Below are 23921 nucleotides of genomic sequence, written 5' to 3'. Positions count from 1 at the left end.
GAGTGCCCACACAGATTGTCTGATAAATTGTTAAAGAGCAGTTGCGACGCGCTTTAGCGCTCTGTCGCGAGGTGGCGTATATTACGCTTTCCTCTTTCAGAGTCAACCCTCATTTTCAGGTTTTTCTCTTCAACCGAACCGGCTGTTTGTGTGAAGTGATTCACATCCGCCGTGTCGATGGAGGCGCATTATAGGGAGTTTCCTGCGGCCCGCAACCCTTAAATGACAGAAAAATGACTGACTGCTGCATTCCACAGCGAAACCCCGCTTTATACCCATTTACACACAGAGTTATCCACAACCACACGATCGTTTCTACGATCCTCTCGTTATATCAGCCTCCTTCAACAGAAAAAGGAGAGGTCAAAATCGAAAATTAAAAATTCGCGAGCGTTGCGCAAACGTTTTCGTTACAATGCCCCCGCAAAACAAGGATGCCCCGTAAGGGGCGTTAGCTGAGTTTTTAGCCAAGAATTCACCTAACGCTCTCTGTAATAGTCAAATCCAGGGGATTTACCATGCAACAACGTCGTCCAGTCCGCCGCGCTCTGCTCAGTGTTTCTGACAAGGCCGGTATCATCGAATTCGCTCAGGCACTTTCCGCACGTGGTGTGGAGCTGCTGTCTACAGGTGGCACTGCGCGCCTGTTAGCGGAGAAAGGTCTGCCAGTGACCGAAGTTTCCGATTACACCGGCTTCCCGGAAATGATGGATGGACGCGTGAAGACCCTGCATCCGAAAGTCCACGGCGGCATTCTTGGTCGTCGCGGTCAGGATGACGGAATTATGGAACAGCACGGTATCGCCCCTATCGATATGGTGGTTGTAAACCTGTATCCGTTCGCCGAGACAGTGGCACGCGAAGGCTGCTCGCTGGAAGATGCGGTAGAGAACATTGATATCGGCGGCCCGACCATGGTGCGTTCCGCAGCCAAGAACCATAAAGACGTAGCGATCGTTGTGAAGAGCAGCGACTACGACGCCATTATTAAAGAGATGGATGCCAACGAAGGCTCCCTGACTCTGGAAACCCGCTTTGACCTCGCGATTAAAGCCTTCGAACACACCGCCGCCTACGACAGCATGATTGCCAACTACTTCGGCAGCATGGTTCCGGCTTACCACGGTGAGAGCAAAGAGGCCGCCGGTCGTTTCCCACGTACGCTGAACCTGAACTTCATTAAGAAGCAGGATATGCGCTACGGCGAGAACAGCCACCAGCAGGCTGCCTTCTATATAGAAGAGAATGTTAAAGAAGCGTCCGTTGCCACCGCCCAGCAGGTACAGGGCAAAGCGCTTTCCTACAACAACATCGCCGATACCGACGCGGCGCTGGAGTGCGTGAAAGAGTTCAGCGAGCCAGCCTGTGTGATCGTTAAGCACGCTAACCCGTGCGGCGTGGCGGTAAGTACCTCTATTCTCGACGCTTACGACCGCGCCTATAAAACCGACCCGACCTCCGCGTTCGGCGGCATCATCGCTTTCAACCGCGAACTGGATGCCGAAACCGCGCAGGCAATTATCTCCCGTCAGTTCGTGGAAGTGATCATCGCCCCGTCCGCAACCGAAGACGCACTGAAAATCACCGCCGCCAAACAGAACGTTCGCGTTCTGACCTGCGGTCAGTGGGCACAACGTGTACCGGGCCTGGACTTCAAACGCGTTAACGGCGGTTTGCTGGTTCAGGACAGGGATCTGGGGATGGTGAGCGAAGGCGAACTGCGCGTGGTGTCCAAACGTCAGCCGACCGAGCAAGAGCTGCGCGATGCACTGTTCTGCTGGAAAGTCGCCAAGTTCGTGAAATCCAACGCCATTGTTTATGCCAAAGAGAACATGACTATCGGCATAGGCGCAGGCCAGATGAGCCGCGTGTACTCCGCAAAAATCGCCGGGATTAAAGCGGCTGACGAAGGTCTGGAAGTGAAAGGCTCTGCAATGGCCTCTGACGCCTTCTTCCCGTTCCGCGATGGTATTGATGCTGCCGCCGCCGTTGGCGTGAGCTGCGTTATCCAGCCAGGTGGTTCTATCCGTGATGATGAAGTCATTGCCGCTGCCGATGAACACGGTATCGCGATGATCTTTACCGACATGCGCCACTTCCGCCATTAATCCACGGAGCAGACGATGAAAGTATTAGTGATTGGCAACGGCGGGCGCGAGCACGCCCTGGCCTGGAAAGCCGCACAGTCCCCGCTGGTTGATACCGTTTTTGTTGCACCAGGTAACGCGGGCACCGCACTGGAACCAGCACTGCAGAACGTGGCTATCGGCGTCACCGATATTCCAGCTCTGCTGAGCTTTGCCCAGAACGAGAAAATTGACCTGACCATCGTCGGTCCGGAAGCGCCGCTGGTGATTGGCGTGGTCGATGCGTTCCGCGCCGCTGGCCTGAAGATCTTCGGGCCAACCGAAGGTGCTGCACAGCTGGAAGGCTCCAAAGCCTTCACCAAAGATTTCCTCGCCCGTCACCAGATCCCGACGGCGGAATATCAGAACTTCACTGAGATTGAGCCAGCGTTGGCCTATCTGCGTGAGAAAGGCGCGCCGATCGTCATCAAAGCTGACGGCCTGGCTGCTGGTAAAGGCGTTATCGTGGCGATGACGCTGGAGGAAGCAGAAGCCGCCGTTCATGACATGCTGGCAGGTAACGCTTTTGGCGATGCGGGCCACCGTATCGTGATCGAAGAGTTCCTCGACGGCGAAGAAGCGAGCTTTATCGTAATGGTCGACGGCGAGCACGTGCTGCCGATGGCCACCAGCCAGGACCACAAACGCGTAGGCAACGGCGACACTGGCCCGAACACCGGCGGTATGGGTGCTTACTCACCAGCGCCGGTGGTAACTGATGAAGTGCATCAGCGCACCATGGAACGCATTATTTGGCCAACCGTAAAAGGTATGGCGGCGGAAGGGAATACCTACACCGGTTTCCTGTACGCGGGTCTGATGATCGACAAACAGGGCAATCCGAAGGTTATCGAGTTCAACTGCCGCTTCGGCGACCCGGAAACCCAGCCGATCATGCTACGCATGAAATCGGACCTGGTGGAGCTTTGCCTGGCCGCTTGCGACGGCAAGCTGGATGAAAAAACCTCCGAGTGGGACGAACGCGCCTCGCTGGGTGTCGTCATTGCTGCCGGAGGTTATCCAGGTAACTACAACACCGGAGATGAAATCCACGGTCTGCCGCTGGAAGAAGTAGAAGACGGAAAAGTGTTCCATGCAGGCACTAAACTCGCCGAAGACGATCGCGTGCTGACCAGCGGCGGTCGCGTGCTGTGCGCCACCGCCCTGGGTCATACCGTGGCTGAAGCGCAGAAACGCGCTTACGCCCTGATGACCGACATCCGCTGGGATGGCAGCTTCAGCCGTAACGACATCGGCTGGCGCGCCATTGAACGCGAGCAACGCTAACGCGAAATTTTCGCCAGCAGCGTTTTACGCGTAATGCCTAACTGACGGGCGGCTTCCGTTTTATTGCCGCCCGTTTTTTCCAGCGCCGCCAGAATCACCTCTTTTTCGACATCCACCAGCGGTTGGATCTCGCCACTGAATTCCGTTTTTATCGGCGTCGCGGCAATCGCCATCGGCAGCTCGCGTTCGGAAATATATTCTCCCGTCAGCAGCACCACCGAGCGCTCAATCGCATTTTCCAGCTCACGAATATTGCCCGGCCAGTCGTAGTGGATCAGCAGATCCATCGCCTGCGGAGTAAATCCTTTCACCGCTTTACGGTTACGCGCGGCAAAACGCTGGAGAAAATGTTCGGCTAACAGCGGAATATCTTCCCGGCGCTGGCACAGCGCTGGCATTTCAACGGTGACGACGTTCAGGCGATAGTAGAGATCCTGACGAAAGCGCCCGGCACTGACTTCCTCGGCCAGATTACGATGCGTGGCGGCGATCAGCCGGACATCAACCGCAATAGTCTGATTGCTACCAACACGCTGCACTTCTCGCTCCTGGATAGCCCGCAGCAGACGTACCTGCATCAGCGGTGAAATATCACCGATTTCATCAAGAAATAACGTGCCGCCATCGGCTTCCACAAAGCGACCTTCCCGCCGTTTATCCGCCCCGGTAAACGCCCCTTTCTCGTGACCAAAAAGTTCGGACTCCAGCAGCGATTCATTAAGCGCCGCGCAGTTGAGCGTCACCAGCGGTTTATCGCGACGGGCGCTGCTGGCATGTAGCGCCCGGGCCACCAGCTCTTTCCCCGTACCGGAGTCTCCGTGAATAAGCACCGTCGCATCCGAAGGAGCAACCATCGCAATTTCGTTGAGCAACTGCTGCATCGCCGGACTGCTGCCAATCATGCCAAACTGCGCAGCCGACGCCGATGGCAGTTCAGCGCCCGTTTCCCGCGTATGCGCCAGCGCCTTTTCCAGCGTCTCCTGCAGACGGTCAAAATCCAGCGGCTTGATTAAGTAGTCCAGCGCCCCGGTTTTAAGCGCTTCAACGGCAGTCTCCACGCTGGAGAACGCCGTCATGATCAAGACTGGAATCGCCGGATTCAGCGCTTTAATCTCTTTCAGCGTTGCGATGCCGTCCATCTCCGCCATGCGTACATCACACAGCACTAAATCAAATACGCGTTCGCGCACCTGTTCCAGCGCCGCTCGCCCGCTATAGGCCAGCGCGACCTCATAACCCCAGCCGCGCAGCAGCGCCTGTAAAATGGTGCAGTGGCTGATATCGTCATCTACCACCAGAATATTGATTTTTCCGCGCGTCATCCTTGTTAATCCTGTTGTTTCGCTTTGGTCGGCAGCCAAAGGGTAAAGGTCGCGCCTTTGCCCTCAACGCTTGCCACCTGAATGGTGCCACCGTGCTGTTCGATAATGTTCTGCACTACCGCCAGCCCGAGACCGGTTCCGTCGGCTTTGGTCGTAAAGTAAGGCGTAAAAATGGCCTCCAGCTGTTCCGCCGCAATCCCCTTCCCAGTATCGGTAACCACAATTTTAACGCGTTCACCGCTGCTTTCATTCGCTTCAACCGTAATCGTGCCCTGACGACCAATCGCATGAATGGCGTTCAGATACAGATTCAACAAAACCTGAGTCAGTCGGTCAGGATCGGCCTGGATAGCGGGCAGCGTAGAATTGGCCGAAAAGCGGAGCTGGATTTCCCGGCTTGCCGCATCCTGACTCACCAGGTGTAATGAGTGGGTGATAACCTCATTGAGATCCACCTGTTGCAGCGTCAGATGTGCAGGTTTCACCAGCTCCAGCAACTCGCTCACCACCCGATTTAAACGATCCGCCTCTTTCGCCATCACCTGTGCCAGCTCATGCGACTCGCCTCCTGCCGGGGTTCGCTCGGCAAAATACTTCGCTAACCCTTTGATCGATGAAAGCGGGTTACGAATTTCATGTGCCACCCCAGCCGCAAGATGACCGAGTGCTAACAGTTTTTCTTTACGCTTCATCGCATCCTGAAGTTCTTTGTACGAGCGCTGATAGCGCTGATACCAGAAGAACGTCAGCACGGTGGCCAGCAACACAGCCGCCAGCGCAGAGAGGACTATCAGTGTATTACGCCACTCCCTTGCCTGAGTCGCTGTCAAATCGCTGGCATCAAAGGCGATAAATATGGTTTGTGCTGGGGTGATAAGCTGCCCGTCATTACTGGCACAGCGCGCCATGCCGTGGCGTCCTGGACCATACATCGGCTGAAACTGGCGATAAATTTCCAGTGCTGGCGTTTTTTCACCATCCCTCGCTGGAATTTCAATATTCCGCCAGCTTTCTTGCTCCCCAGGACTAAGCTGTCGCAGGACATCCGATGAATAGAGCGTTTTGCCGACCATCGCGGAATTGCTGTGGGTAATAATGACACCATGCTCATCGACGACAGCAAACCATAGCACGCCAGGCTGTACAGCCATTTCCTCCAGTAGCGTCTGCTGCTGGGCATGATGCATGCGCATCCCCATGCCTACGCGCGTACCAGACTCCAGAGCGCGAATGAGCACGCTGCCTTTTTCCAGTAGCGTTTGCCGCGCGGCACCACTTTCCCGCCCATAGTCCCGAATGGTCATAATCGAAAACCAGCCGACCAAAACCAGGATTGCCGCCAGCAAGAGTCGGCTCAACCACTTTGCCACCGTATCCTTATAAAGACGCATACGCTCTCCCTTCACCCCGCTTGTTCCTTTCATCGTTGCAGGTATACAGCAGAAATCATGCCATTTTTTCCCCCTGATAACCCTGCCCTCAGACACAAACAGCTGAAAGTAACGGGTAAAAACGACTCGCTGGCGCGTTCTGGCGAGTCATTTTTACTCGTTTCCCTGCAAAGACGGCGGGTACAACACCCGCAGGACTGGGATTACCGCTTTGGCACGGAAGATGCAAAAGGGAATGTAAGCTAACCAACAGGAGAACGAACGATGAAACGGAACAACAAACTGGCACTGATTGCACTTTCTCTTATCGCACTTGGCTCCACCCCTGTACTGGCACAGAATCACTGGGGATATGGCGATGGAATGCAGCAACGGGGCGGTACGCCAATGACCGCTGAGCAGCAGGCTGCCGCACAGAAAATCTATGATGATTATTATTCCCAGACCAGCGCGTTGCGCCAACAGCTGACATCCAAACGTTATGAGTACAATGCACTATTAACGGCCAGCTCTCCGGACACGGCAAAAATTAACGCCGTTGCAAAAGAGATGGAAGCGTTGAATCAGTCTCTGGACGAGCAGCGCGTTAAACGTGATGTCGCAATGGCGCAGGCTGGCGTGCCACGTGGCGCGGGAATGGGCTACGGCGGATGCGGCGGTGGCGGTAACCATCGCGGCGGCGGCCATATGGGAATGGGCCACTGGTAAAAGACTTAATGCCTGATGACGCTATACGGATCAGGCCTGCTGATTTCCTGTATTCAGGTTTTCAGAAAGTTTTGGCTGTAGGCTGCCAGTGACAAAAATCTTCATTGGCGACCAGCAGTAGCTGCGACCCTTCGGGCGCTTCCAGCCATGCCACACTCACCTCTACGGATGAATGTCTCTGGCGGCGCTCGATATGGTTTATCGCCCACGACTCCAGGTCTGGCTTCAGCGTTTCACCTTCACAAGTTGTGACCGTGTTATCCGCATGCCAACGTCCCTGACGCAATATCACCCGTCCCTGACGCAGCGCATCGCTGGTCTGGCGAATTTGATCGGCACGATAGCGGTAAAGCGCGATTTGATCGCTGGAAAGCTGCTGCTTTTGCCCGTCGACTTCACGCTGCATGAAGCTCAGTTCGCCCCGGTCATCGAAGCGTATACGGACATGTTCAGCCGGTTTACTGTAAACGTTGAGTTCTATCAGAGAGAGCGAATCACCCTGCCAGCGGTATTCACTGGTAGTGGTTTCGCCTTTACGCCACGGACTAAATACCGAGAGCAAGTGAACATCGTCACCGGAGTCTTTACGCCAAATGCGTACCGCCCCCTGATCGCCAACATAGCCGCTGGCCGTGAAAGGAGGAAGCTCAGAATGGCTACCGCAGGCAGACAGTAACAGAACACCTGAAAGCCAAAGCGTATGACGCCAGATGGACAAAAGGGGCGAAACCGCCCCTTCGTTAAAACTGTTCACTGCCACGCGAATTACTTAACCGCGTCTTTCAGTGCTTTACCAGAAACAAATGCCGGTACGTTAGCTGCGGCGATTTTGATTTCTTTACCGGTCTGCGGGTTGCGGCCAGTGCGCTCAGCACGGTGGTTCACTTTGAAGGTACCGAAACCAACCAGTTGTACAGCATCGCCTTCTTTCAGAGACTCAGTAATAGCAGCCAGAGTGGATTCCAGAGCAGCTTTAGCCTGTGTTTTAGACAGTTCTGCTTTGTCTGCAATTACATCAATCAGTTGAGTCTTGTTCATAAGTTATCCTTACAATGTGTTTATCGCTTGCTAAGCATCGAGTGCGACGGAAATGCCAGAAAAGCACTCTCCTGCATACACGCACCGATAGCCACTTTTTTTCGCCCCCCAAATGTAGACCAGACCGGGGGCGGATGGGAAGCCTTCAGGCACGACAAATCAGGCGTTAAATCACGTTTTGTGGTGTCATTGCTGAAAATTTATACCAATATTGCTCTCGCCAGCCTCGCGCAGGTCTGCACGCAGCCCTTTTATCAGCTCAATATCGCGTTCTTCACAGTCGGCTAAAAGTCGGAAAATTTCCCACTGAATATCCCATTCTTGCTCAACGGCAGGGTTTTCTTTGAGCTCTTCATCGGTCATTTCACGACCAGCCTGAGTCATTTCCAGCATCGCAACCGTCGTAATCGAAGCCTTACTCACTTCGATTGCATGCTCCAGCGTTTCACCGCTAAGACGCGAATGCATCAGTTCGCTTAATGCCACACAAGCATCAATCGCCGGATAAACACCGTACAGATCGTAATCGTCTGCAGAAGGAATGGCCTCTTCAAATTTTTCCAGCTGGCTGTCGAAATTGATTTTCGCGTCTTTAACCGTCAGCGCTTCCCAAATCAGATCCAGAATTCGGCGGTAAATCTGTCCATCGCCAAATTCAGTTTGCTTGCAGAACATGGCGTAGTTTGGGTACATGCGTTCGCACAGACAGGCCATAAACGTGACGTGCTGCCAGCTTTCCAGCTTCTCCAGACGCAGGTGAATCGGATTTTGTAACATGATGAGTTCTCAAATACGGAAATTAGCCGCAGTTTACCCGATATGGGGCGTTTTTGCTGCAAGCCGAGTAAAAGCCGGGCGTTCGGATGCCACTGCATCTGCCCAGCGTGTGGGTTCCGGCAAACGATAGCCGTTCATACAGCGTTGAACCCACGCCAGTGCGCTGTCCATACTCACGCGGTGGCCCGTGGAAATAAACAACGGGTTACAGCGCGCTTTGCTGCGCCAGACCCATGCCAGTTGTTCGCCTTTATCCAGCAACGGCGCTAGCGCACCAGGTTCAGCAGCGAGCGATTCAAACTTGCCGCACAACCGTTTTTTCGCCACGCCAATCGTCGGGACATCCACCAGCAGACCAAAATGGCTGGCCACGCCCAGACGACGCGGGTGAGAAATGCCATGACCATCAACGAACAGCAGATCTGGCTTGTGCGAGAGCAGTTGCCAGGCGGCCATCAGCGCGGGAGTTTCACGAAAGGAGAGAAAACCGGGAATGTAGGGCATGGTGGTGGCGATACGCGCCACCTTGTATTCGACCAGTTCAAGCGTGGGATACTTCAGTAAGACCATCGCGGCTCGCGTCACTTCGCCACCCTGCTCAAACCCAACGTCCGCCCCGCCGATCAGATCCGGCGGATCGTTCTTCAGACGATCCTCGCGGATCACTGAAGAAGCCAGTTCAAGCTGCTGCGCGCGTAATGACGCGAGATCCATGATAACTCCTTAGCGGTGGTACTGTTCGGACAACCGATGTACCGCCTCCACAAAGACACCCGCATGTTCTGGCGGGACGTCCTGATGAATGCCGTGGCCCAGGTTAAAGACATGCCCTTCACCCTGACCGAATCCGGCCAGAATTGTCGCCACCTCTTCTTCGATGCGGGCTGGCGGCGCATACAGCATGGACGGATCCATATTGCCCTGGAGCGCCACTTTATGACCTACACGACGACGCGCATCGGCAATGTCAGTGGTCCAGTCGAGACCTAACGCATCACAGCCGGTTTCCGCCATCGCTTCCAGCCACTGACCACCGCCTTTGGTAAACAGCGTCACCGGTACGCGACGACCTTCGTTCTCGCGCAGCAGGCCATCAACGATTTTGTGCATGTAGTACAAAGAGAACTGCTGATAGTCGCGACTGGTCAGCACGCCACCCCAGGTGTCGAAAATCATCACCGACTGCGCACCCGCTTTGATCTGCGCGTTCAGGTACAGCGTGACGCTCTTCGCCAGCTTATCAAGCAGCAGATGCAGCGCTTTAGGGTCGGCGTACATCATCTTTTTAATCACGGTGAAGGCTTTGCTGCTGCCGCCTTCAACCATGTAGGTCGCCAGCGTCCACGGACTACCGGAGAAGCCGATCAGCGGCACTTCGCCTTTCAGTTCACGGCGGATAGTACGCACCGCGTTCATCACGTACCCCAACCCATCTTCCGGATCCGGGATCGGCAGTTTGTCGACGTCAGCCTTGCTGGTAATCGGAGAGGTAAAGCGTGGACCTTCTCCTGCTTCAAAATACAGCCCGAGTCCCATCGCATCCGGGATCGTCAGGATATCCGAGAAGAGGATCGCGGCATCAAGTTTATAGCGACGCAGCGGCTGCAACGTGACTTCGCAGGCCAGCTCGGCATTTTTGCACAGCGCCATAAAATCGCCCGCTTCGGCACGGGTAGCTTTGTATTCCGGTAGATAGCGGCCTGCCTGGCGCATCATCCATACCGGAGTGACATCAACGGGCTGGCGCAGCAGCGCACGCAGATAACGATCGTTCTTCAGTTCGGTCATTTTTGCAGTTCCTTATTGCGTCAGTCCATCAGTGTATCACCACTCGCTCTTTACTCGTACTCAGCCCGACACATTGCCACAGTGTCTTCAATCAATCGACGCGCGACAGTACCCGGCGGGGGTAAGAGCGGTAAGTCGTCATAGCGATACCAGTTCGCTTCCAGCAGCTCTTTCGGGTCGATGACGATTTCGCCGCTATCATACTCCGCCATAAATGCGGTCATCAAAGACTGCGGGAATGGCCAGGGCTGAGAAGTGACATAGCGCAGATTTTTCACCTTAATCCCGCTTTCTTCCATAACTTCACGCGCCACCGCCTGTTCTAAGGTCTCGCCCACTTCGACAAAACCTGCCAGTACGGTATGCACGCCGTTACGATGGCGAACATGTTGGGCAAGCAGGATGGAATCATCTCGGCGAATAGCGACGATTATGCACGGGGCAATTTGCGGGTAATAACGTTCACGGCAGTGGCTACAGAGCATCGCCCACTCCGTTTTACTCGGGTGCATGGGATGGCCGCAGTAGCCGCAGAATTTATGCGAGCGATAGAACTCCGCCAGCTGTACGCCGCGTCCGGCCAGTTGAAACAGGCCAACGTCCTGGTCAATGACCTGGCGCACCGACCCCATATCGTGTCGACGCTGCTGCTGCACCAGCCAGACAGTCTCCCCTTCCCACTCGCCTATTGGCAGCGCGCGCTGACCAATCAGATCAAAACGGGCTGCGTCGCCATAAGGTAGCTCGCCATGAGGTAACCATAACTTTTGCTCATGACTGACGATCCACCAGCCGCTATCTAATTTTTCAATTATACGATCCATATCTCTTGCGCAACCTTTGCTTCACAGGCATGTTGTTTACATTATTTTTACATTTACGGGTGAGCAGTTCCTAAACACCATCTTGCGGAGTCAATCATGCTAAACCAGCTGGAAAGCCTGACGGAGCACGTCGGAGGAAGTAATAAACTGGTTGATCGCTGGCTACATGTACGTAAGCACCTGCTCGTGGCTTACTACAATCTGGTTGGCATTAAGCCTGGCAAAGAATCGTACATGCGACTCAATGAAAAAGCGCTGGATGATTTTTGTCAGAGCCTGGTCGATTACCTCTCCACCGGACACTTCAGTATTTATGAACGTATTCTCCATAAATTGGAAGGGAACGGGCAGCTTTTAAAAGCCACAAAAATTTGGCCGCTGCTGGAAGCCAATACGCAGCTGATCATGGACTACTATGACTCCAGCCTGGAAACGGCGATTGATCATGATAACTTCCTTGAATTTCAACAGGTTTTATCGGATCTCGGCGAGGCACTGGAAGCCCGATTCGTGCTGGAAGATAAGCTGATCATGCTGGTATTTGACGCAATGCACGAGAGTAGCACTCTCAAACGTCATGCTTGAGATTTACGGCATTAACGCGTAGTTTACATTCATTACCTCTTTACTGAGGTTACTTCTTGTCGGAGTGCTTATTTTCCACAGCAGCATGAGTGGAAAAGGCTGAGACCGTTAATTCGGGATCCGCGGAACCTGATCAGGTTAAAACCTGCGAAGGGAACAAGAGTCAATCTACAATAGCATCGCCCCCGGGCGAGCTTCTCTCTTGCTTCATCCGTCGTCTGACAAGCCATATCCTTACTTTTATTTGGAATGAGCTATGTCTGCCACTACTAAACCATCACGCCGCGAACAGCGCGCTCAAGCCCAACACTTTATCGATACCCTGGAAGGGACCGCCTTCCCTAACTCAAAACGCATTTATATTACCGGTTCGCAGCCGGATATCCGCATTCCGATGCGCGAAATTCAGCTCAGCCCAACGCTGACTGGCGGCACAAAAGACAACCCGCAGTTCGAAGAGAACGAAGCCGTTCCGGTATACGACACCTCCGGACCGTATGGCGATCCTGACGTGGCGATTAACGTCCAGCAGGGTCTGGCAAAGCTGCGCCAACCGTGGATTGCGGCGCGTAACGATAGCGAAGAATTAGACGACCGGAGTTCCGCTTATACCAAAGAACGTCTGGCCGACGATGGCCTGGACGAGCTGCGTTTCACCGACCTGCTGACGCCAAAGCGCGCCAAAGCGGGTAAGCGAGTCACCCAACTGCACTACGCCCGCCAGGGAATAGTGACCCCGGAGATGGAGTTCATCGCCATCCGTGAAAACATGGGCCGCGAGCGCATTCGCAGTGAAGTGCTGCGTCACCAGCATCCGGGGATGAACTTTGGTGCACGCCTGCCGGAAAACATCACGCCGGAATTCGTGCGTGATGAAGTGGCCGCGGGCCGAGCGATTATTCCTGCCAACATCAACCACCCGGAATCCGAGCCGATGATTATCGGTCGCAACTTCCTGGTGAAGGTTAACGCCAACATTGGTAACTCTGCCGTCACCTCCTCCATTGAAGAAGAGGTAGAGAAGCTGGTGTGGTCGACGCGCTGGGGCGCTGACACGGTGATGGATCTCTCCACCGGTCGCTATATCCACGAAACCCGCGAGTGGATCCTGCGTAACAGTCCGGTACCGATCGGTACTGTGCCGATCTACCAGGCGCTGGAGAAGGTCAACGGGATCGCCGAAGATCTCACCTGGGAAGCCTTCCGCGACACGCTGCTGGAGCAGGCCGAACAGGGCGTCGACTACTTCACCATTCACGCGGGCGTGCTGCTGCGCTACGTGCCGATGACTGCCAAACGCCTGACCGGCATTGTCTCACGCGGCGGTTCAATTATGGCGAAATGGTGCCTTTCTCATCACAAAGAGAACTTCCTGTACGAACATTTCCGCGAGATTTGCGAAATCTGCGCCGCCTACGATGTCTCTTTGTCGCTAGGTGACGGCCTGCGCCCGGGTTCAATTCAGGATGCGAACGACGAAGCGCAGTTCTCCGAGCTGCATACGCTGGGCGAGCTGACCAAAATCGCTTGGGAATACGACGTGCAGGTGATGATAGAAGGTCCAGGTCATGTGCCCATGCATATGATCCAGCGCAACATGACCGAAGAGCTGGAGCACTGCCATGAAGCACCGTTCTACACTCTAGGACCGTTGACCACCGATATCGCACCGGGCTACGACCACTTCACTTCCGGGATCGGTGCGGCGATGATCGGCTGGTTTGGCTGCGCGATGCTGTGCTACGTCACGCCAAAAGAGCACCTCGGCCTGCCGAACAAAGAAGATGTTAAACAAGGGTTGATTACCTACAAGATTGCCGCCCATGCAGCTGACTTAGCAAAAGGTCATCCGGGCGCGCAGATCCGCGATAACGCCATGTCGAAAGCGCGCTTCGAATTCCGCTGGGAAGACCAGTTTAACCTCGCGCTCGACCCATTCACCGCCCGTGCCTACCACGATGAAACCCTGCCACAGGAATCCGGTAAGGTCGCCCACTTCTGCTCCATGTGCGGGCCGAAGTTCTGCTCGATGAAAATCAGCCAGGAGGTTCGCGACTACGCTGCTGCACAAACGATTGAAGTCGGCATGGCAGATATGTCGGAGAACTTCCGCGCCAAAGGCGGCGAAATCTACCTCAAAAAAGAGGAGGCGTAATGTACCAGCCTGATTTCCCGACCGTGCCGTTTCGCCTCGGGCTTTACCCGGTGGTGGACAGCGTGCAATGGATTGAACGCTTGCTGCAGGCGGGCGTATGCACGATCCAACTGCGCATTAAAGATAAGCGTGATGAAGAGGTCGAAGCCGACGTTATGGCCGCCATTGAACTGGGTCGTCGCTATAACGCCCGTCTGTTTATCAACGACTACTGGCGTCTGGCAATTAAGCACCGCGCTTACGGCGTACATCTGGGCCAGGAAGACCTTGAAACCACCGACCTGAAGGCGATTCAGGCGGCGGGGCTGCGCCTGGGGGTCTCCACTCACGATGATATGGAGATCGACGTCGCGCTCGCCGCTAAGCCTTCTTATATCGCGCTGGGTCATGTTTTTCCCACGCAAACCAAACAGATGCCTTCCGCCCCGCAGGGACTCACGCAACTGGCAAACCATATTGAACGATTAGCGGATTACCCGACCGTCGCCATTGGAGGTATCAGCCTTGAGCGCGCCCCGGCGGTACTGGCGACCGGCGTCGGCAGCATTGCCGTGGTCAGCGCCATTACCCAGGCGGCTGACTGGCAGGTCGCCACGGCCCAACTACTGGATATCGCGGGAGTGGGCGATGAATGACCGCGACTTTATGCGCTACAGCCGCCAGATCCTGCTCGGCGATATCGCCATTGAAGGCCAACAAAAGCTGCTCAATAGCCATGTGCTGATTGTCGGTTTAGGCGGGTTAGGTTCGCCTGCCGCGCTGTATCTGGCGGGAGCAGGCATCGGAAAATTGACGCTGGTAGACGATGACGACATTCATCTGAGCAACCTGCAGCGCCAGATCCTGTTTACCACTGATGATATCGCACGTTCAAAATCGCAGGTTGCCCAGCAGCGCCTGACGCGGCTCAACCCGGATATCGAGCTGGTGTCACTCCAGCAGCGACTGAAAGGCGATGCGCTTCGGCATGCGGTAGCGCGTGCCGATGTGGTGCTCGACTGTACCGATAACATGGCCACGCGCCAGGAAATTAACGCCGCCTGCGTAACGCTCAACACCCCGCTCGTCACCGCCAGCGCCGTCGGCTTTGGCGGCCAACTGATGGTGCTGACGCCCCCGTGGGAACAAGGATGTTACCGCTGCCTGTGGCCGGACGATGTAGAGCCCGAACGCAACTGCCGTACCGCCGGTATCGTCGGACCAGTTGTGGGCGTGATGGGCACCTTGCAAGCGTTGGAAGCGATTAAATTGCTCAGCGGTATTGAGACGCCCAGCGGAGAGCTACGCCTGTTTGACGGTAAAACCAGCCAGTGGCGCAGCTTCGCACTACGACGCGCCAGCGGCTGCCCGGTATGCGGAGGGCAACATGCAGATTCAGTTCAATGATGAGCCGATGCAGTGCGCCGAAGGACAAACCGTCAGTGGGCTGCTCACTGCACTTAATCAGCTTAAACCGGGCGCGGCGCTGGCGCTCAATCAGCAGATCCTCCCGCGCGAGCAGTGGGAGCAGCAAATCGTGCAGGAAGGCGACCAGATCCTGCTTTTTCAGGTTATTGCAGGGGGTTGATATGTTACGTATTGCCGACAAAACGTTTGATTCGCATCTGTTCACCGGCACCGGAAAATTTGCTTCATCGCAGCTGATGGTCAAGGCGATTCGCGCCTCCGGCAGCCAACTGGTAACGCTGGCCATGAAGCGCGTGGATTTGCGTCAGCACAACGATGCCATTCTGGCGCCGCTGGTAGAAGCTGGTGTGACGCTGTTGCCCAACACTTCGGGGGCAAAAACCGCTGAAGAGGCGATTTTTGCTGCCCAGTTAGCGCGTGAAGCGCTGGGCACAAACTGGCTGAAATTAGAAATCCATCCGGACGCCCGCTGGCTGTTACCCGATCCAATCGAAACATTGAAAGCCGCAGAAGTACTGGTGAAAAAGGGCTTCGTGGTACTGCCTTACTGTGGCGCAGATCCGGTGCTGTGCAAACGGCTGGAAGAAGTAGGCTGTTCTGCAGTCATGCCGCTCGGCGCGCCCATCGGTTCTAATCAGGGGCTGGAAACCAAAGCGATGCTGGAGATTATTATCCAACAGGCGACCGTGCCGGTGGTGGTTGATGCAGGCATCGGCGTCCCCAGCCACGCCACGCAGGCGCTGGAAATGGGCGCCGACGCGGTGTTGGTCAATACGGCAATCGCGGTAGCCGACAGCCCGGTGATGATGGCAACCGCCTTCCGCCTGGCCGTTGAAGCTGGCTTGCTGGCACGCCAGGCGGTACCAGGAAGCAAAAGTTCGCAGGCAAGTCCCACCAGCCCGTTAACCGGATTCCTGGAGGCCTTCGCATGAAAACGTTCAGCGACCGCTGGCGGCAGCTGGACTGGGATGACATCCGCCTGCGCATCAACGGTAAAACCGCTGCTGACGTAGAGCGCGCCCTCAACGCTTCGCATCTTAGTCGCGACGATCTGATGGCATTGCTCTCTCCTGCCGCCGCCGATTATCTGGAGCCGCTGGCGCAGCGGGCGCAGAAGCTCACCCGTCAGCGTTTTGGTAACACGGTGAGCTTTTACGTGCCGTTGTATCTCTCCAACCTTTGCGCCAACGACTGCACCTACTGCGGTTTTTCGATGAGCAACCGTATCAAACGTAAAACGCTGGACGAAGATGAGATAATACGGGAGTGTGCGGCTATCCGTGAGCTGGGTTTTGAGCATCTGCTGCTGGTCACCGGTGAACATCAGGCAAAAGTGGGGATGGATTACTTTCGTCGCCATTTGCCCGCCATTCGCCGCCAGTTCGCCTCTTTACAGATGGAGGTACAGCCGTTGTCAGAGGCTGAATATGCAGAGCTGAAGACGCTGGGGCTGGATGGCGTGATGGTGTATCAGGAGAGTTATCATGAGGCAACTTACGCTCGTCACCATTTAAAAGGGAAAAAGCAGGATTTCTTCTGGCGCCTGGAAACGCCGGACAGGCTGGGCCGCGCAGGGATCGACAAAATCGGTCTTGGCGCGTTGATTGGTTTGTCCGACAGCTGGCGGGTTGATTGCTATATGGTGGCTGAACATCTGCTATGGATGCAGCAGCATTACTGGCAGAGCCGTTACTCTATCTCCTTCCCTCGCCTGCGCCCATGCACCGGAGGCGTTGAGCCTGCATCGATCATGGATGAGCGACAGTTGGTCCAGACCATTTGCGCGTTTCGTTTACTGGCGCCAGAAATTGAGCTGTCGCTCTCCACCCGCGAATCGCCATGGTTTCGTGACCATGTGATCCCGTTGGCGATCAACAACGTCAGCGCCTTCTCAAAAACCCAGCCCGGTGGTTATGCCGATAACCACCCCGAACTGGAACAGTTCTCCCCGCACGACGATCGTCGCCCAGAAGCCGTTGCTGAAGCACTCATGGCCCAGGGTTTACAGCCCGTGTGGAAAGACTGGGACAGCTATCTGGGGCGCGCTTCACAGGTACCGTAGGTCAGGAGCAATCGCATAAACAAAAAAACCCGCTTTCGCGGGTTTTTTCTTCACTGGCACTTAACTGCTCGGGCTCTGGCCTTCATCGCTATCGTAAGCGCTCGTGAAATTATCGGCGATTACAGCGCGACAACGTTAACAGCAGACGGGCCTTTAGCGCCATTCTCCACGGAGAACTCCACCTTTTGACCTTCGTCTAACGTTTTAAAATCGTTACTCTGGATAGCGGAGAAATGCACAAACACATCCTTGCTACCGTCCTGAGGAGTGATAAAGCCGAAGCCTTTATCAGAGTTAAACCATTTTACTAAACCAGTCATTTTGTTAGACATAGATACTTCCTTTCATGTTATTGAGCCGCTTATGCAGCGAAGATGGCCTGTTTTGCAGAAATTAACTTATGGGGCACTTAGGGAGGAGGCTCATGAAGAAGAGTATCTGAGGATAACGCTTGAACTGAGAACTGCTTTACTAAAACTGCTTGCATAAGGTCTGTGTTCCAAACCGATGCCGCTATAGTAGACCTACTTCTAATCATTAAGCAAGCATTAATTTTTTTAATACCCACTGAGTGATGCAATGTTGAACCATCGCGGCTAAGCATCCTGGATAACAGCTTGATCTACAATGAACAAAAGCCCCGACAATTGCAGTCAGGGCTTTACGTTACTACACACTTCAAATTTAACATTAATAAACTTAACGATTTAATACTGCTGATGGTACTACTTTAAAATGTACACGTTTACTACAGATAATATTGGATATTGATACTAACTAAAGCTTTCCTCTATTTACCGTTAAACACATTCCACCCGCTTGATAATAGAACTCAAGACTGGTGACCTAAACAAGTACACTTCCCCTCGCGACATATACTCTTTGATGCGTTGCCTTATTTCCCTTGTGATAACCAGAAAAGCAGAAACCACAAACATTTACTATAAAATCATGGCGTTACATCGTCGCGCTTTACTGACTTTTTGCGATTAGATATATCAACTACGTGGCCTGAAAGCATTGTCGAAGTGAAAAAATAGCGTTTTCAGCATCGACTATCCCATACAAAAAATACTTCGTGGCCTTTATCGCAAACCCCAATCAAGCTCTACTAATACTTACTACGTTAACAGCAAACTACAATTTCTCCGCTGTTAAGTATTAACATACGGGTTTAAAAAACGCTGTCAATACTGTTTTTTATAACATGTATTTATTGACAGTAATTATATATTCCAGCATGTGATAAGCGAGTCAAAAAGCCGCTGGCCCTGGTCCAGATTGCAGGGTTCTGCCTCTTTTTGTAACCGGTTTCAGAAAAAGCGGCTTTCTTTGTGATGCCTTGCACACAATCGTTGCAAAGCAGTTGTTGCTATAGCTGGCTCGCGATAATTATCAACTCACACATGTTGATCGAGACTGCTTATGAAAAACATCGTTTTATGCTGTGCCGCCGGAATGTCCACCAGCATGCTGGTGCAAAGGATGAAAGATGCCGCCCAGAAAAAAGGCGTCGACGTCACTATCAAAGCCGTCCCGGTGGCCGAGTTTGAAGAGAATATCGCTACAGCGGATATCGTTTTGCTCGGTCCACAGGTTAAGTATGAACAGGCCAAGCTACAGGCGATCGCCGACCCACTAGGCAAAAAGGTCGCCGTTATCGACATGATGGATTACGGCATGATGAAAGGCGATGCGGTACTGGATAAGGCGCTGAAACTACTGGAGTGATGGTATGGAAGAGATAGAAACGATCATCATGGAGTTATTGGTAAACGCTGGCGCTGCACGCAGCCAGGCCCTGACGGCATTGCAACTGGCGCGTAAAGGTGATTTCTCCGGTGCAGAACAAGCGATGACGGAATCACGCGAGTACGTCAAACAAGCGCATAAAATCCAGACCCAGCTGATCGGTATTGACGAGGGCACCGGCAAACTACCGGTTAATCTCATCACCGTCCATTCGCAGGACCACCTGATGAATGCCATGGTGATTCAGGATCTGGCCGGCGATATGATTGAGCTTTATCGGCGGTTACCACCGGTAAATTAATGACACTGCCTGATGGCTTCGTAGACCTGATAAGCGCCATCAGAAATAACATAGACATAAAAAAACCCGCCGAAGCGGGTTTTTTATTATGGTCGGCAACGATTAATCGTTGTCAGAACCGCCCAGGCCTGCGTTCAGCAGTTCTGCCAGGCTGGCAGACGCATCTTCAGCAGTTACCTGCGGTGCAGCTGGCAGTTCGCCCGCTGCGCGACGGCGCATACGATCCTGGTGGTACGCATAACCAGTACCTGCCGGGATCAGACGACCCACGATGACGTTCTCTTTCAGACCGCGCAGTTCATCACGTTTACCTGCAACAGCTGCTTCGGTCAGGACACGCGTGGTTTCCTGGAACGATGCTGCAGAGATGAAGGACTCGGTTGCCAGAGACGCTTTGGTGATACCCAGCAGATCGCGGGAGAACGTTGCACCCACTTTGCCGTTCGCTTCCAGCTCGCGGTTTGCGATCTTGACGCGGGAGTATTCAACCTGCTCGCCTTCCAGGAAGTCGGAGCTACCAGCGCTTTCGATGGTGGCTTTACGCAGCATCTGACGAACGATAACTTCGATGTGTTTATCGTTAATCTTAACACCCTGCAGACGGTATACGTCCTGAACTTCGTTAACGATGTAACGAGTTACAGCATGCACACCACGCAGACGCAGGATGTCGTGCGGCGCTTCCGGACCATCGGAAACCACGTCACCACGTTCTACACGTTCACCTTCGAACACGTTGAGCTGACGCCATTTCGGAATCATCTCTTCGTACGGTTCGCTACCGTCTACCGGGGTGATAACCAGACGACGTTTACCTTTGGTTTCTTTACCGAAGGAAATGATGCCGCTGATTTCAGCCAGGATTGCCGGCTCTTTCGGACGACGTGCTTCGAACAGGTCCGCAACGCGCGGCAGACCACCGGTGATATCCTTGGTACCGCCGGATTCCTGCGGAACACGCGCCAGGGTGTCACCAGAGCTGATCTGTACGCCATCTTCCAGCTGAACAATCGCTTTACCCGGCAGGAAGTACTGAGCAGGCATATCGGTGCCTGGGATCAGAACGTCGTTGCCCTGAGCATCAACAATTTTCAGTGCCGGACGCAGGTCTTTACCACCCGCAGTACGCTCTGCAGAATCCAGAACCACCAGAGAAGACAGACCGGTCAGCTCGTCAGTCTGACGAGTAATGGTCTGGCCATCGATCATGTCAGTGAAGCGGACAAAACCACTCACTTCGGTGATAACTGGCATGGTGTGCGGATCCCAGTTTGCTACGGTTTCGCCGCCAGCAACCTGTTCGCCATCACCTTTCGCCATAACGGAGCCGTAAGGCACTTTATAGCTTTCTTTGGTACGGCCGAATTCGTCGATCAGTTTCAGTTCGGTGTTACGTGAGGTGATAACCAGTTTACCGCTGGAGTTCACAACCGACTTCGCGTTGCTCAGACGGATGCTACCTTTGTTTTTCACCTGGATGCTGGATTCAGCAGCCGCACGAGATGCCGCACCACCGATGTGGAACGTACGCATCGTCAGCTGTGTACCCGGTTCACCGATGGACTGTGCCGCGATAACGCCGATTGCTTCACCTTTGTTGATGATGTGGCCACGCGCCAGGTCACGACCATAGCAGTGCGCACATACACCAAAGTCGGTGTCACAAGATACAACGGAACGGACTTTAACGGAGTCAACGGAGTTCTCTTCCAGCAGATCACACCACTGTTCGTGCAGCAGCGTGTTGCGTGGAACCAGAATATCCGCCGTACCCGGCTTCAGAACGTCTTCAGCAGTTACACGACCCAGAACGCGATCGCGCAGCGGCTCTTTAACGTCACCACCCTCGATAACCGGGGTCATGGTGATGCCTTCCAGAGTGCCGCAATCGTCTTCAGTAACAACCAGGTCCTGCGCGACGTCAACCAGACGACGAGTCAGATAACCGGAGTTCGCTGTTTTCAGTGCGGTATCCGCCAGACCTTTACGAGCACCGTGAGTAGAGATGAAGTACTGGAGTACGTTCAGACCTTCACGGAAGTTCGCGGTGATTGGCGTTTCGATGATGGAGCCATCTGGCTTCGCCATCAGACCACGCATACCGGCCAGCTGACGAATCTGTGCTGCAGAACCACGCGCACCGGAGTCGGCCATCATGTAGATGCTGTTGAAGGAAACCTGCTGCTCTTCTACGCCGTCACGGTTAATAACGGTTTCGGTTTGCAGGTTATCCATCATCGCTTTGGATACACGATCGTTCGCCGCAGCCCAGATATCGATAACTTTGTTATAGCGTTCGCCTGCGGTTACCAGACCAGACTGGAACTGCTCCTGGATCTCAGCAACTTCAGCTTCCGCTTCAGAGATGATCTCGTGTTTCTTCTCTGGGATGACCATGTCATCAATACCAACAGATGCACCTGAACGCGCTGCATATGCAAAGCCGGTGTACATTGTCTGGTCAGCGAAGATAACGGTCGGCTTCAGGCCCAGAATGCGGTAACAGGTGTTCAGCATTTTGGAGATAGCTTTCTTGCCCAGCGCCTGATTGACGATGGAGAAAGGCAGACCTTTCGGTACGATCATCCACAGAATAGCACGGCCAACGGTCGTGTCTTTCAGGCTGGTTTTCGCAACGAATTCGCCGTTTTCATCTTTTTCGTATTCGGTGATACGCACTTTAACGCGCGCATGCAGAGAGGCCAGACCTGCGCGATAGATACGCTCAGCTTCTTTCGGGCCAGTCAGCACCATGCCTTCGCCTTTGGCGTTAACACAGTCACGGGTCATGTAGTACAGACCCAATACAACGTCCTGAGACGGAACGATGATAGGTTCGCCGTTCGCCGGAGACAGGATGTTGTTGGTAGACATCATCAGCGCACGCGCTTCGAGCTGGGCTTCCAGCGTCAGCGGTACGTGAACAGCCATCTGGTCACCATCGAAGTCGGCGTTATATGCCGCACAAACCAGCGGGTGCAGCTGGATAGCTTTACCTTCGATCAGTACCGGTTCAAATGCCTGGATACCCAGACGGTGCAGTGTTGGTGCACGGTTCAGCAGTACCGGGTGTTCGCGGATAACTTCGTCCAGGATATCCCAAACGACAGCTTCTTCACGCTCAACCATTTTCTTAGCGGCTTTAATGGTGGTGGCCAGGCCACGCAGTTCCAGCTTGCCGTAGATGAACGGTTTGAACAGTTCCAGTGCCATTTTCTTCGGCAGACCGCACTGATGCAGACGCAGGTATGGACCTACGGTGATTACAGAACGACCGGAGTAGTCAACACGCTTACCGAGCAGGTTCTGACGGAAACGACCCTGCTTACCTTTGATCATGTCGGCCAAAGATTTCAGAGGACGTTTGTTAGAACCGGTGATCGCACGACCGCGACGACCGTTATCCAGCAGGGCGTCAACCGCTTCCTGCAGCATACGTTTTTCGTTGCGTACGATGATGTCCGGCGCAGCCAGATCCAGCAGACGCTTCAGACGGTTGTTACGGTTGATAACGCGACGATACAGATCGTTCAGATCCGACGTTGCGAAACGACCACCATCCAGCGGAACCAGCGGACGCAGATCTGGCGGCAGAACCGGCAGAACGGTCAGGATCATCCACTCTGGCTTGTTGCCAGACTGTACGAAGGCTTCCAGCAGTTTGATACGCTTGGTCAGCTTCTTACGCTTGGTTTCGGAGTTGGTTTCGTTCAGCTCTTCGCGCAGAGTTTCACACTCTTGCTCCAGATCCATGCTCTTCAGCAGGGCCTGAATAGCTTCCGCACCCATCTTCGCGTCGAATTCGTCACCGAACTCTTCCAGCGCGTCCAGATACTGCTCTTCAGTCAGGATCTGTTGACGTTCCAGGTTAGTCATACCGCCTTCGATAACAACATAAGATTCGAAGTACAGTACGCGCTCGATATCGCGCAGCGGCATATCGAGCAGCAAACCGATACGGGACGGCAGAGATTTCAGGAACCAGATGTGAGCGGTCGGAGACGCCAGCTCGATGTGGCCCATACGCTCACGGCGTACTTTGGTCTGGGTCACTTCAACGCCGCACTTCTCACAGATCACACCACGGTGTTTCAGGCGCTTGTACTTACCGCACAGGCACTCATAGTCTTTTACCGGCCCAAAGATACGGGCGCAGAAAAGGCCGTCACGTTCAGGTTTGAACGTACGGTAGTTAATGGTTTCCGGCTTCTTAACTTCACCGAAAGACCATGAACGGATCATGTCTGGCGAGGCCAGAGCAATTTTGATCGCATCAAACTCTTCGGTTTTAGTCTGCGCTTTCAGAAACTTTAATAAATCTTTCACGGATTTGCTCCCGTCGGAGTTAGCACAATCTGGCGCTGGCTGTTACGCCAGCACCAGTGACCTGTTTGATCG

At 54.1% G+C, this 23921-nt stretch carries 23 protein-coding genes and 1 riboswitch; of the genes, 13 read left to right on the top strand and 10 right to left on the bottom strand.

From position 1 onward, the window contains the following. The first annotated feature begins 518 nt into the window (after positions 1-518). Positions 519-2108 carry a bifunctional phosphoribosylaminoimidazolecarboxamide formyltransferase/IMP cyclohydrolase gene (purH, locus tag SK38_RS23305; RefSeq protein ID WP_008787105.1) on the top strand — a complete coding sequence of 530 codons (1590 nt, stop codon included), beginning with the start codon at positions 519-521 and terminating at the stop codon, positions 2106-2108. A gap of 15 nt (positions 2109-2123) precedes the next feature. Next, the gene (gene purD, locus SK38_RS23300) at positions 2124-3413 is read left to right on the top strand and encodes a phosphoribosylamine--glycine ligase (RefSeq protein ID WP_048227505.1); all 1290 of its coding nucleotides are present in this window, start codon (positions 2124-2126) and stop codon (positions 3411-3413) included. On the opposite strand, the gene zraR is transcribed toward purD, so the two are convergent. After that, positions 3410-4735, bottom strand: coding sequence for a sigma-54-dependent response regulator transcription factor ZraR (zraR, locus tag SK38_RS23295; RefSeq protein ID WP_048237134.1), 1326 nt, complete (start codon positions 4733-4735; stop codon positions 3410-3412). The two genes, purD and zraR, sit on opposite strands and share 4 nt — an antisense overlap. Positions 4736-4740: 5 nt before the next feature. Continuing rightward, a complete protein-coding gene (gene zraS, locus SK38_RS23290; RefSeq protein ID WP_048237133.1) occupies positions 4741-6126 on the bottom strand; it encodes a two-component system sensor histidine kinase ZraS in 1386 nt (461 codons plus the stop codon). A gap of 57 nt (positions 6127-6183) precedes the next feature. On the opposite strand from zraS, the gene SK38_RS23285 reads away from it, so the two are divergent. Beyond that, entirely contained in the window at positions 6184-6372 is a 189-nt protein-coding gene (locus tag SK38_RS23285; RefSeq protein ID WP_048237132.1) for a hypothetical protein, read from the top strand. A gap of 18 nt (positions 6373-6390) precedes the next feature. Beyond that, complete coding sequence (gene zraP / locus SK38_RS23280; RefSeq protein WP_032945657.1) at positions 6391-6834, top strand: zinc resistance sensor/chaperone ZraP; 444 nt, start codon at positions 6391-6393, stop codon at positions 6832-6834. A 61-nt stretch (positions 6835-6895) separates the two neighbouring features. Here the strand turns inward: zraP and SK38_RS23275 are convergent, their stop codons facing one another. The 6 genes from SK38_RS23275 to nudC form a co-directional block, all read right to left on the bottom strand. After that, positions 6896-7588: a DUF1481 domain-containing protein gene (locus SK38_RS23275; protein WP_032945667.1), complete on the bottom strand. Its 693-nt coding sequence runs from the start codon at positions 7586-7588 to the stop codon at positions 6896-6898. A gap of 11 nt (positions 7589-7599) precedes the next feature. Beyond that, positions 7600-7872 (bottom strand): nucleoid-associated protein HU-alpha, encoded by a 273-nt coding sequence (hupA, locus tag SK38_RS23270; protein ID WP_001044509.1) that lies wholly within the window; start codon positions 7870-7872, stop codon positions 7600-7602. A 186-nt stretch (positions 7873-8058) separates the two neighbouring features. Next, positions 8059-8649 (bottom strand): YjaG family protein, encoded by a 591-nt coding sequence (locus SK38_RS23265; protein WP_003842015.1) that lies wholly within the window; start codon positions 8647-8649, stop codon positions 8059-8061. Positions 8650-8682: 33 nt separating this feature from the next. Continuing rightward, a complete protein-coding gene (gene nfi, locus SK38_RS23260; protein WP_048237131.1) occupies positions 8683-9363 on the bottom strand; it encodes a deoxyribonuclease V in 681 nt (226 codons plus the stop codon). Between the two features lie 9 nt (positions 9364-9372). Next, positions 9373-10437, bottom strand: a complete 1065-nt coding sequence (hemE, locus tag SK38_RS23255; RefSeq protein ID WP_048237130.1) for a uroporphyrinogen decarboxylase — start codon at positions 10435-10437, stop codon at positions 9373-9375. 50 nt (positions 10438-10487) lie between these two features. Then, a complete protein-coding gene (gene nudC, locus SK38_RS23250) occupies positions 10488-11261 on the bottom strand; it encodes an NAD(+) diphosphatase (RefSeq protein ID WP_003033074.1) in 774 nt (257 codons plus the stop codon). Positions 11262-11357: 96 nt separating this feature from the next. Between nudC and SK38_RS23245 the strand changes: the two genes are divergently transcribed. The 7 genes from SK38_RS23245 to thiH all read left to right on the top strand — a co-directional run bounded on the left by SK38_RS23245 (position 11358) and on the right by thiH (position 17470). Then, on the top strand, positions 11358-11846 hold the full coding sequence (locus tag SK38_RS23245; RefSeq protein ID WP_003826892.1) for an Rsd/AlgQ family anti-sigma factor: 489 nt from the start codon (positions 11358-11360) through the stop codon (positions 11844-11846). Positions 11847-11896: 50 nt separating this feature from the next. Then, a riboswitch (TPP riboswitch) is annotated at positions 11897-12019 on the top strand. An 83-nt stretch (positions 12020-12102) separates the two neighbouring features. Then, a complete protein-coding gene (gene thiC / locus SK38_RS23240) occupies positions 12103-14001 on the top strand; it encodes a phosphomethylpyrimidine synthase ThiC (RefSeq protein WP_048237129.1) in 1899 nt (632 codons plus the stop codon). After that, positions 14001-14636, top strand: coding sequence for a thiamine phosphate synthase (gene thiE / locus SK38_RS23235; protein ID WP_048215160.1), 636 nt, complete (start codon positions 14001-14003; stop codon positions 14634-14636). The genes thiC and thiE overlap by 1 nt, the downstream gene beginning before the upstream one ends. Beyond that, positions 14629-15387 (top strand): HesA/MoeB/ThiF family protein, encoded by a 759-nt coding sequence (locus tag SK38_RS23230; RefSeq protein WP_048237128.1) that lies wholly within the window; start codon positions 14629-14631, stop codon positions 15385-15387. The genes thiE and SK38_RS23230 overlap by 8 nt, the downstream gene beginning before the upstream one ends. Continuing rightward, positions 15368-15568, top strand: coding sequence for a sulfur carrier protein ThiS (thiS, locus tag SK38_RS23225; RefSeq protein WP_016155307.1), 201 nt, complete (start codon positions 15368-15370; stop codon positions 15566-15568). Before SK38_RS23230 ends, thiS begins: the two co-directional genes overlap by 20 nt. Before the next feature lies 1 nt (position 15569). Further along, positions 15570-16340: a thiazole synthase gene (gene thiG, locus SK38_RS23220; RefSeq protein WP_048237127.1), complete on the top strand. Its 771-nt coding sequence runs from the start codon at positions 15570-15572 to the stop codon at positions 16338-16340. Beyond that, positions 16337-17470, top strand: a complete 1134-nt coding sequence (gene thiH / locus SK38_RS23215; protein WP_008787119.1) for a 2-iminoacetate synthase ThiH — start codon at positions 16337-16339, stop codon at positions 17468-17470. Before thiG ends, thiH begins: the two co-directional genes overlap by 4 nt. A 119-nt stretch (positions 17471-17589) precedes the next feature. Here thiH and cspG read toward each other — a convergent pair whose 3' ends face one another. Then, a complete protein-coding gene (gene cspG, locus SK38_RS23210) occupies positions 17590-17802 on the bottom strand; it encodes a cold shock protein CspG (RefSeq protein ID WP_003033098.1) in 213 nt (70 codons plus the stop codon). A gap of 1093 nt (positions 17803-18895) precedes the next feature. On the opposite strand from cspG, the gene SK38_RS23205 reads away from it, so the two are divergent. Then, a complete protein-coding gene (locus tag SK38_RS23205; protein WP_003033102.1) occupies positions 18896-19201 on the top strand; it encodes a PTS sugar transporter subunit IIB in 306 nt (101 codons plus the stop codon). A gap of 4 nt (positions 19202-19205) precedes the next feature. Continuing rightward, positions 19206-19523 carry a PTS lactose/cellobiose transporter subunit IIA gene (locus SK38_RS23200; protein ID WP_048237126.1) on the top strand — a complete coding sequence of 106 codons (318 nt, stop codon included), beginning with the start codon at positions 19206-19208 and terminating at the stop codon, positions 19521-19523. 102 nt (positions 19524-19625) lie between these two features. On the opposite strand, the gene rpoC is transcribed toward SK38_RS23200, so the two are convergent. Further along, positions 19626-23849, bottom strand: coding sequence for a DNA-directed RNA polymerase subunit beta' (rpoC, locus tag SK38_RS23195; RefSeq protein ID WP_003826919.1), 4224 nt, complete (start codon positions 23847-23849; stop codon positions 19626-19628). Positions 23850-23921: the final 72 nt, after the last annotated feature.

It is taken from the genome of Citrobacter sp. MGH110, from assembly GCF_001037515.1.
Lineage (GTDB): Bacteria > Pseudomonadota > Gammaproteobacteria > Enterobacterales > Enterobacteriaceae > Citrobacter > Citrobacter portucalensis.
Note: the sequence above shows the minus strand (reverse complement) of the source record. Positions and strands in the feature narration are given on the sequence as shown.

Excerpts from the sequence above, each read along its gene's own strand:
- purH (WP_008787105.1), top strand. The coding sequence starts at position 519 with ATGCAACAACGTCGTCCAGTCCGCCGCGCTCTGCTCAGTGTTTCTGAC.
- purD (WP_048227505.1), top strand. The coding sequence starts at position 2,124 with ATGAAAGTATTAGTGATTGGCAACGGCGGGCGCGAGCACGCCCTGGCC.
- zraR (WP_048237134.1), bottom strand. The coding sequence starts at position 4,735 with ATGACGCGCGGAAAAATCAATATTCTGGTGGTAGATGACGATATCAGC.
- zraS (WP_048237133.1), bottom strand. The coding sequence starts at position 6,126 with ATGCGTCTTTATAAGGATACGGTGGCAAAGTGGTTGAGCCGACTCTTG.
- SK38_RS23285 (WP_048237132.1), top strand. The coding sequence starts at position 6,184 with ATGCCATTTTTTCCCCCTGATAACCCTGCCCTCAGACACAAACAGCTG.
- zraP (WP_032945657.1), top strand. The coding sequence starts at position 6,391 with ATGAAACGGAACAACAAACTGGCACTGATTGCACTTTCTCTTATCGCA.
- hupA (WP_001044509.1), bottom strand. The coding sequence starts at position 7,872 with ATGAACAAGACTCAACTGATTGATGTAATTGCAGACAAAGCAGAACTG.
- SK38_RS23265 (WP_003842015.1), bottom strand. The coding sequence starts at position 8,649 with ATGTTACAAAATCCGATTCACCTGCGTCTGGAGAAGCTGGAAAGCTGG.
- nfi (WP_048237131.1), bottom strand. The coding sequence starts at position 9,363 with ATGGATCTCGCGTCATTACGCGCGCAGCAGCTTGAACTGGCTTCTTCA.
- hemE (WP_048237130.1), bottom strand. The coding sequence starts at position 10,437 with ATGACCGAACTGAAGAACGATCGTTATCTGCGTGCGCTGCTGCGCCAG.
- nudC (WP_003033074.1), bottom strand. The coding sequence starts at position 11,261 with ATGGATCGTATAATTGAAAAATTAGATAGCGGCTGGTGGATCGTCAGT.
- SK38_RS23245 (WP_003826892.1), top strand. The coding sequence starts at position 11,358 with ATGCTAAACCAGCTGGAAAGCCTGACGGAGCACGTCGGAGGAAGTAAT.
- thiC (WP_048237129.1), top strand. The coding sequence starts at position 12,103 with ATGTCTGCCACTACTAAACCATCACGCCGCGAACAGCGCGCTCAAGCC.
- thiE (WP_048215160.1), top strand. The coding sequence starts at position 14,001 with ATGTACCAGCCTGATTTCCCGACCGTGCCGTTTCGCCTCGGGCTTTAC.
- SK38_RS23230 (WP_048237128.1), top strand. The coding sequence starts at position 14,629 with ATGAATGACCGCGACTTTATGCGCTACAGCCGCCAGATCCTGCTCGGC.
- thiS (WP_016155307.1), top strand. The coding sequence starts at position 15,368 with ATGCAGATTCAGTTCAATGATGAGCCGATGCAGTGCGCCGAAGGACAA.
- thiG (WP_048237127.1), top strand. The coding sequence starts at position 15,570 with ATGTTACGTATTGCCGACAAAACGTTTGATTCGCATCTGTTCACCGGC.
- thiH (WP_008787119.1), top strand. The coding sequence starts at position 16,337 with ATGAAAACGTTCAGCGACCGCTGGCGGCAGCTGGACTGGGATGACATC.
- cspG (WP_003033098.1), bottom strand. The coding sequence starts at position 17,802 with ATGTCTAACAAAATGACTGGTTTAGTAAAATGGTTTAACTCTGATAAA.
- SK38_RS23205 (WP_003033102.1), top strand. The coding sequence starts at position 18,896 with ATGAAAAACATCGTTTTATGCTGTGCCGCCGGAATGTCCACCAGCATG.
- SK38_RS23200 (WP_048237126.1), top strand. The coding sequence starts at position 19,206 with ATGGAAGAGATAGAAACGATCATCATGGAGTTATTGGTAAACGCTGGC.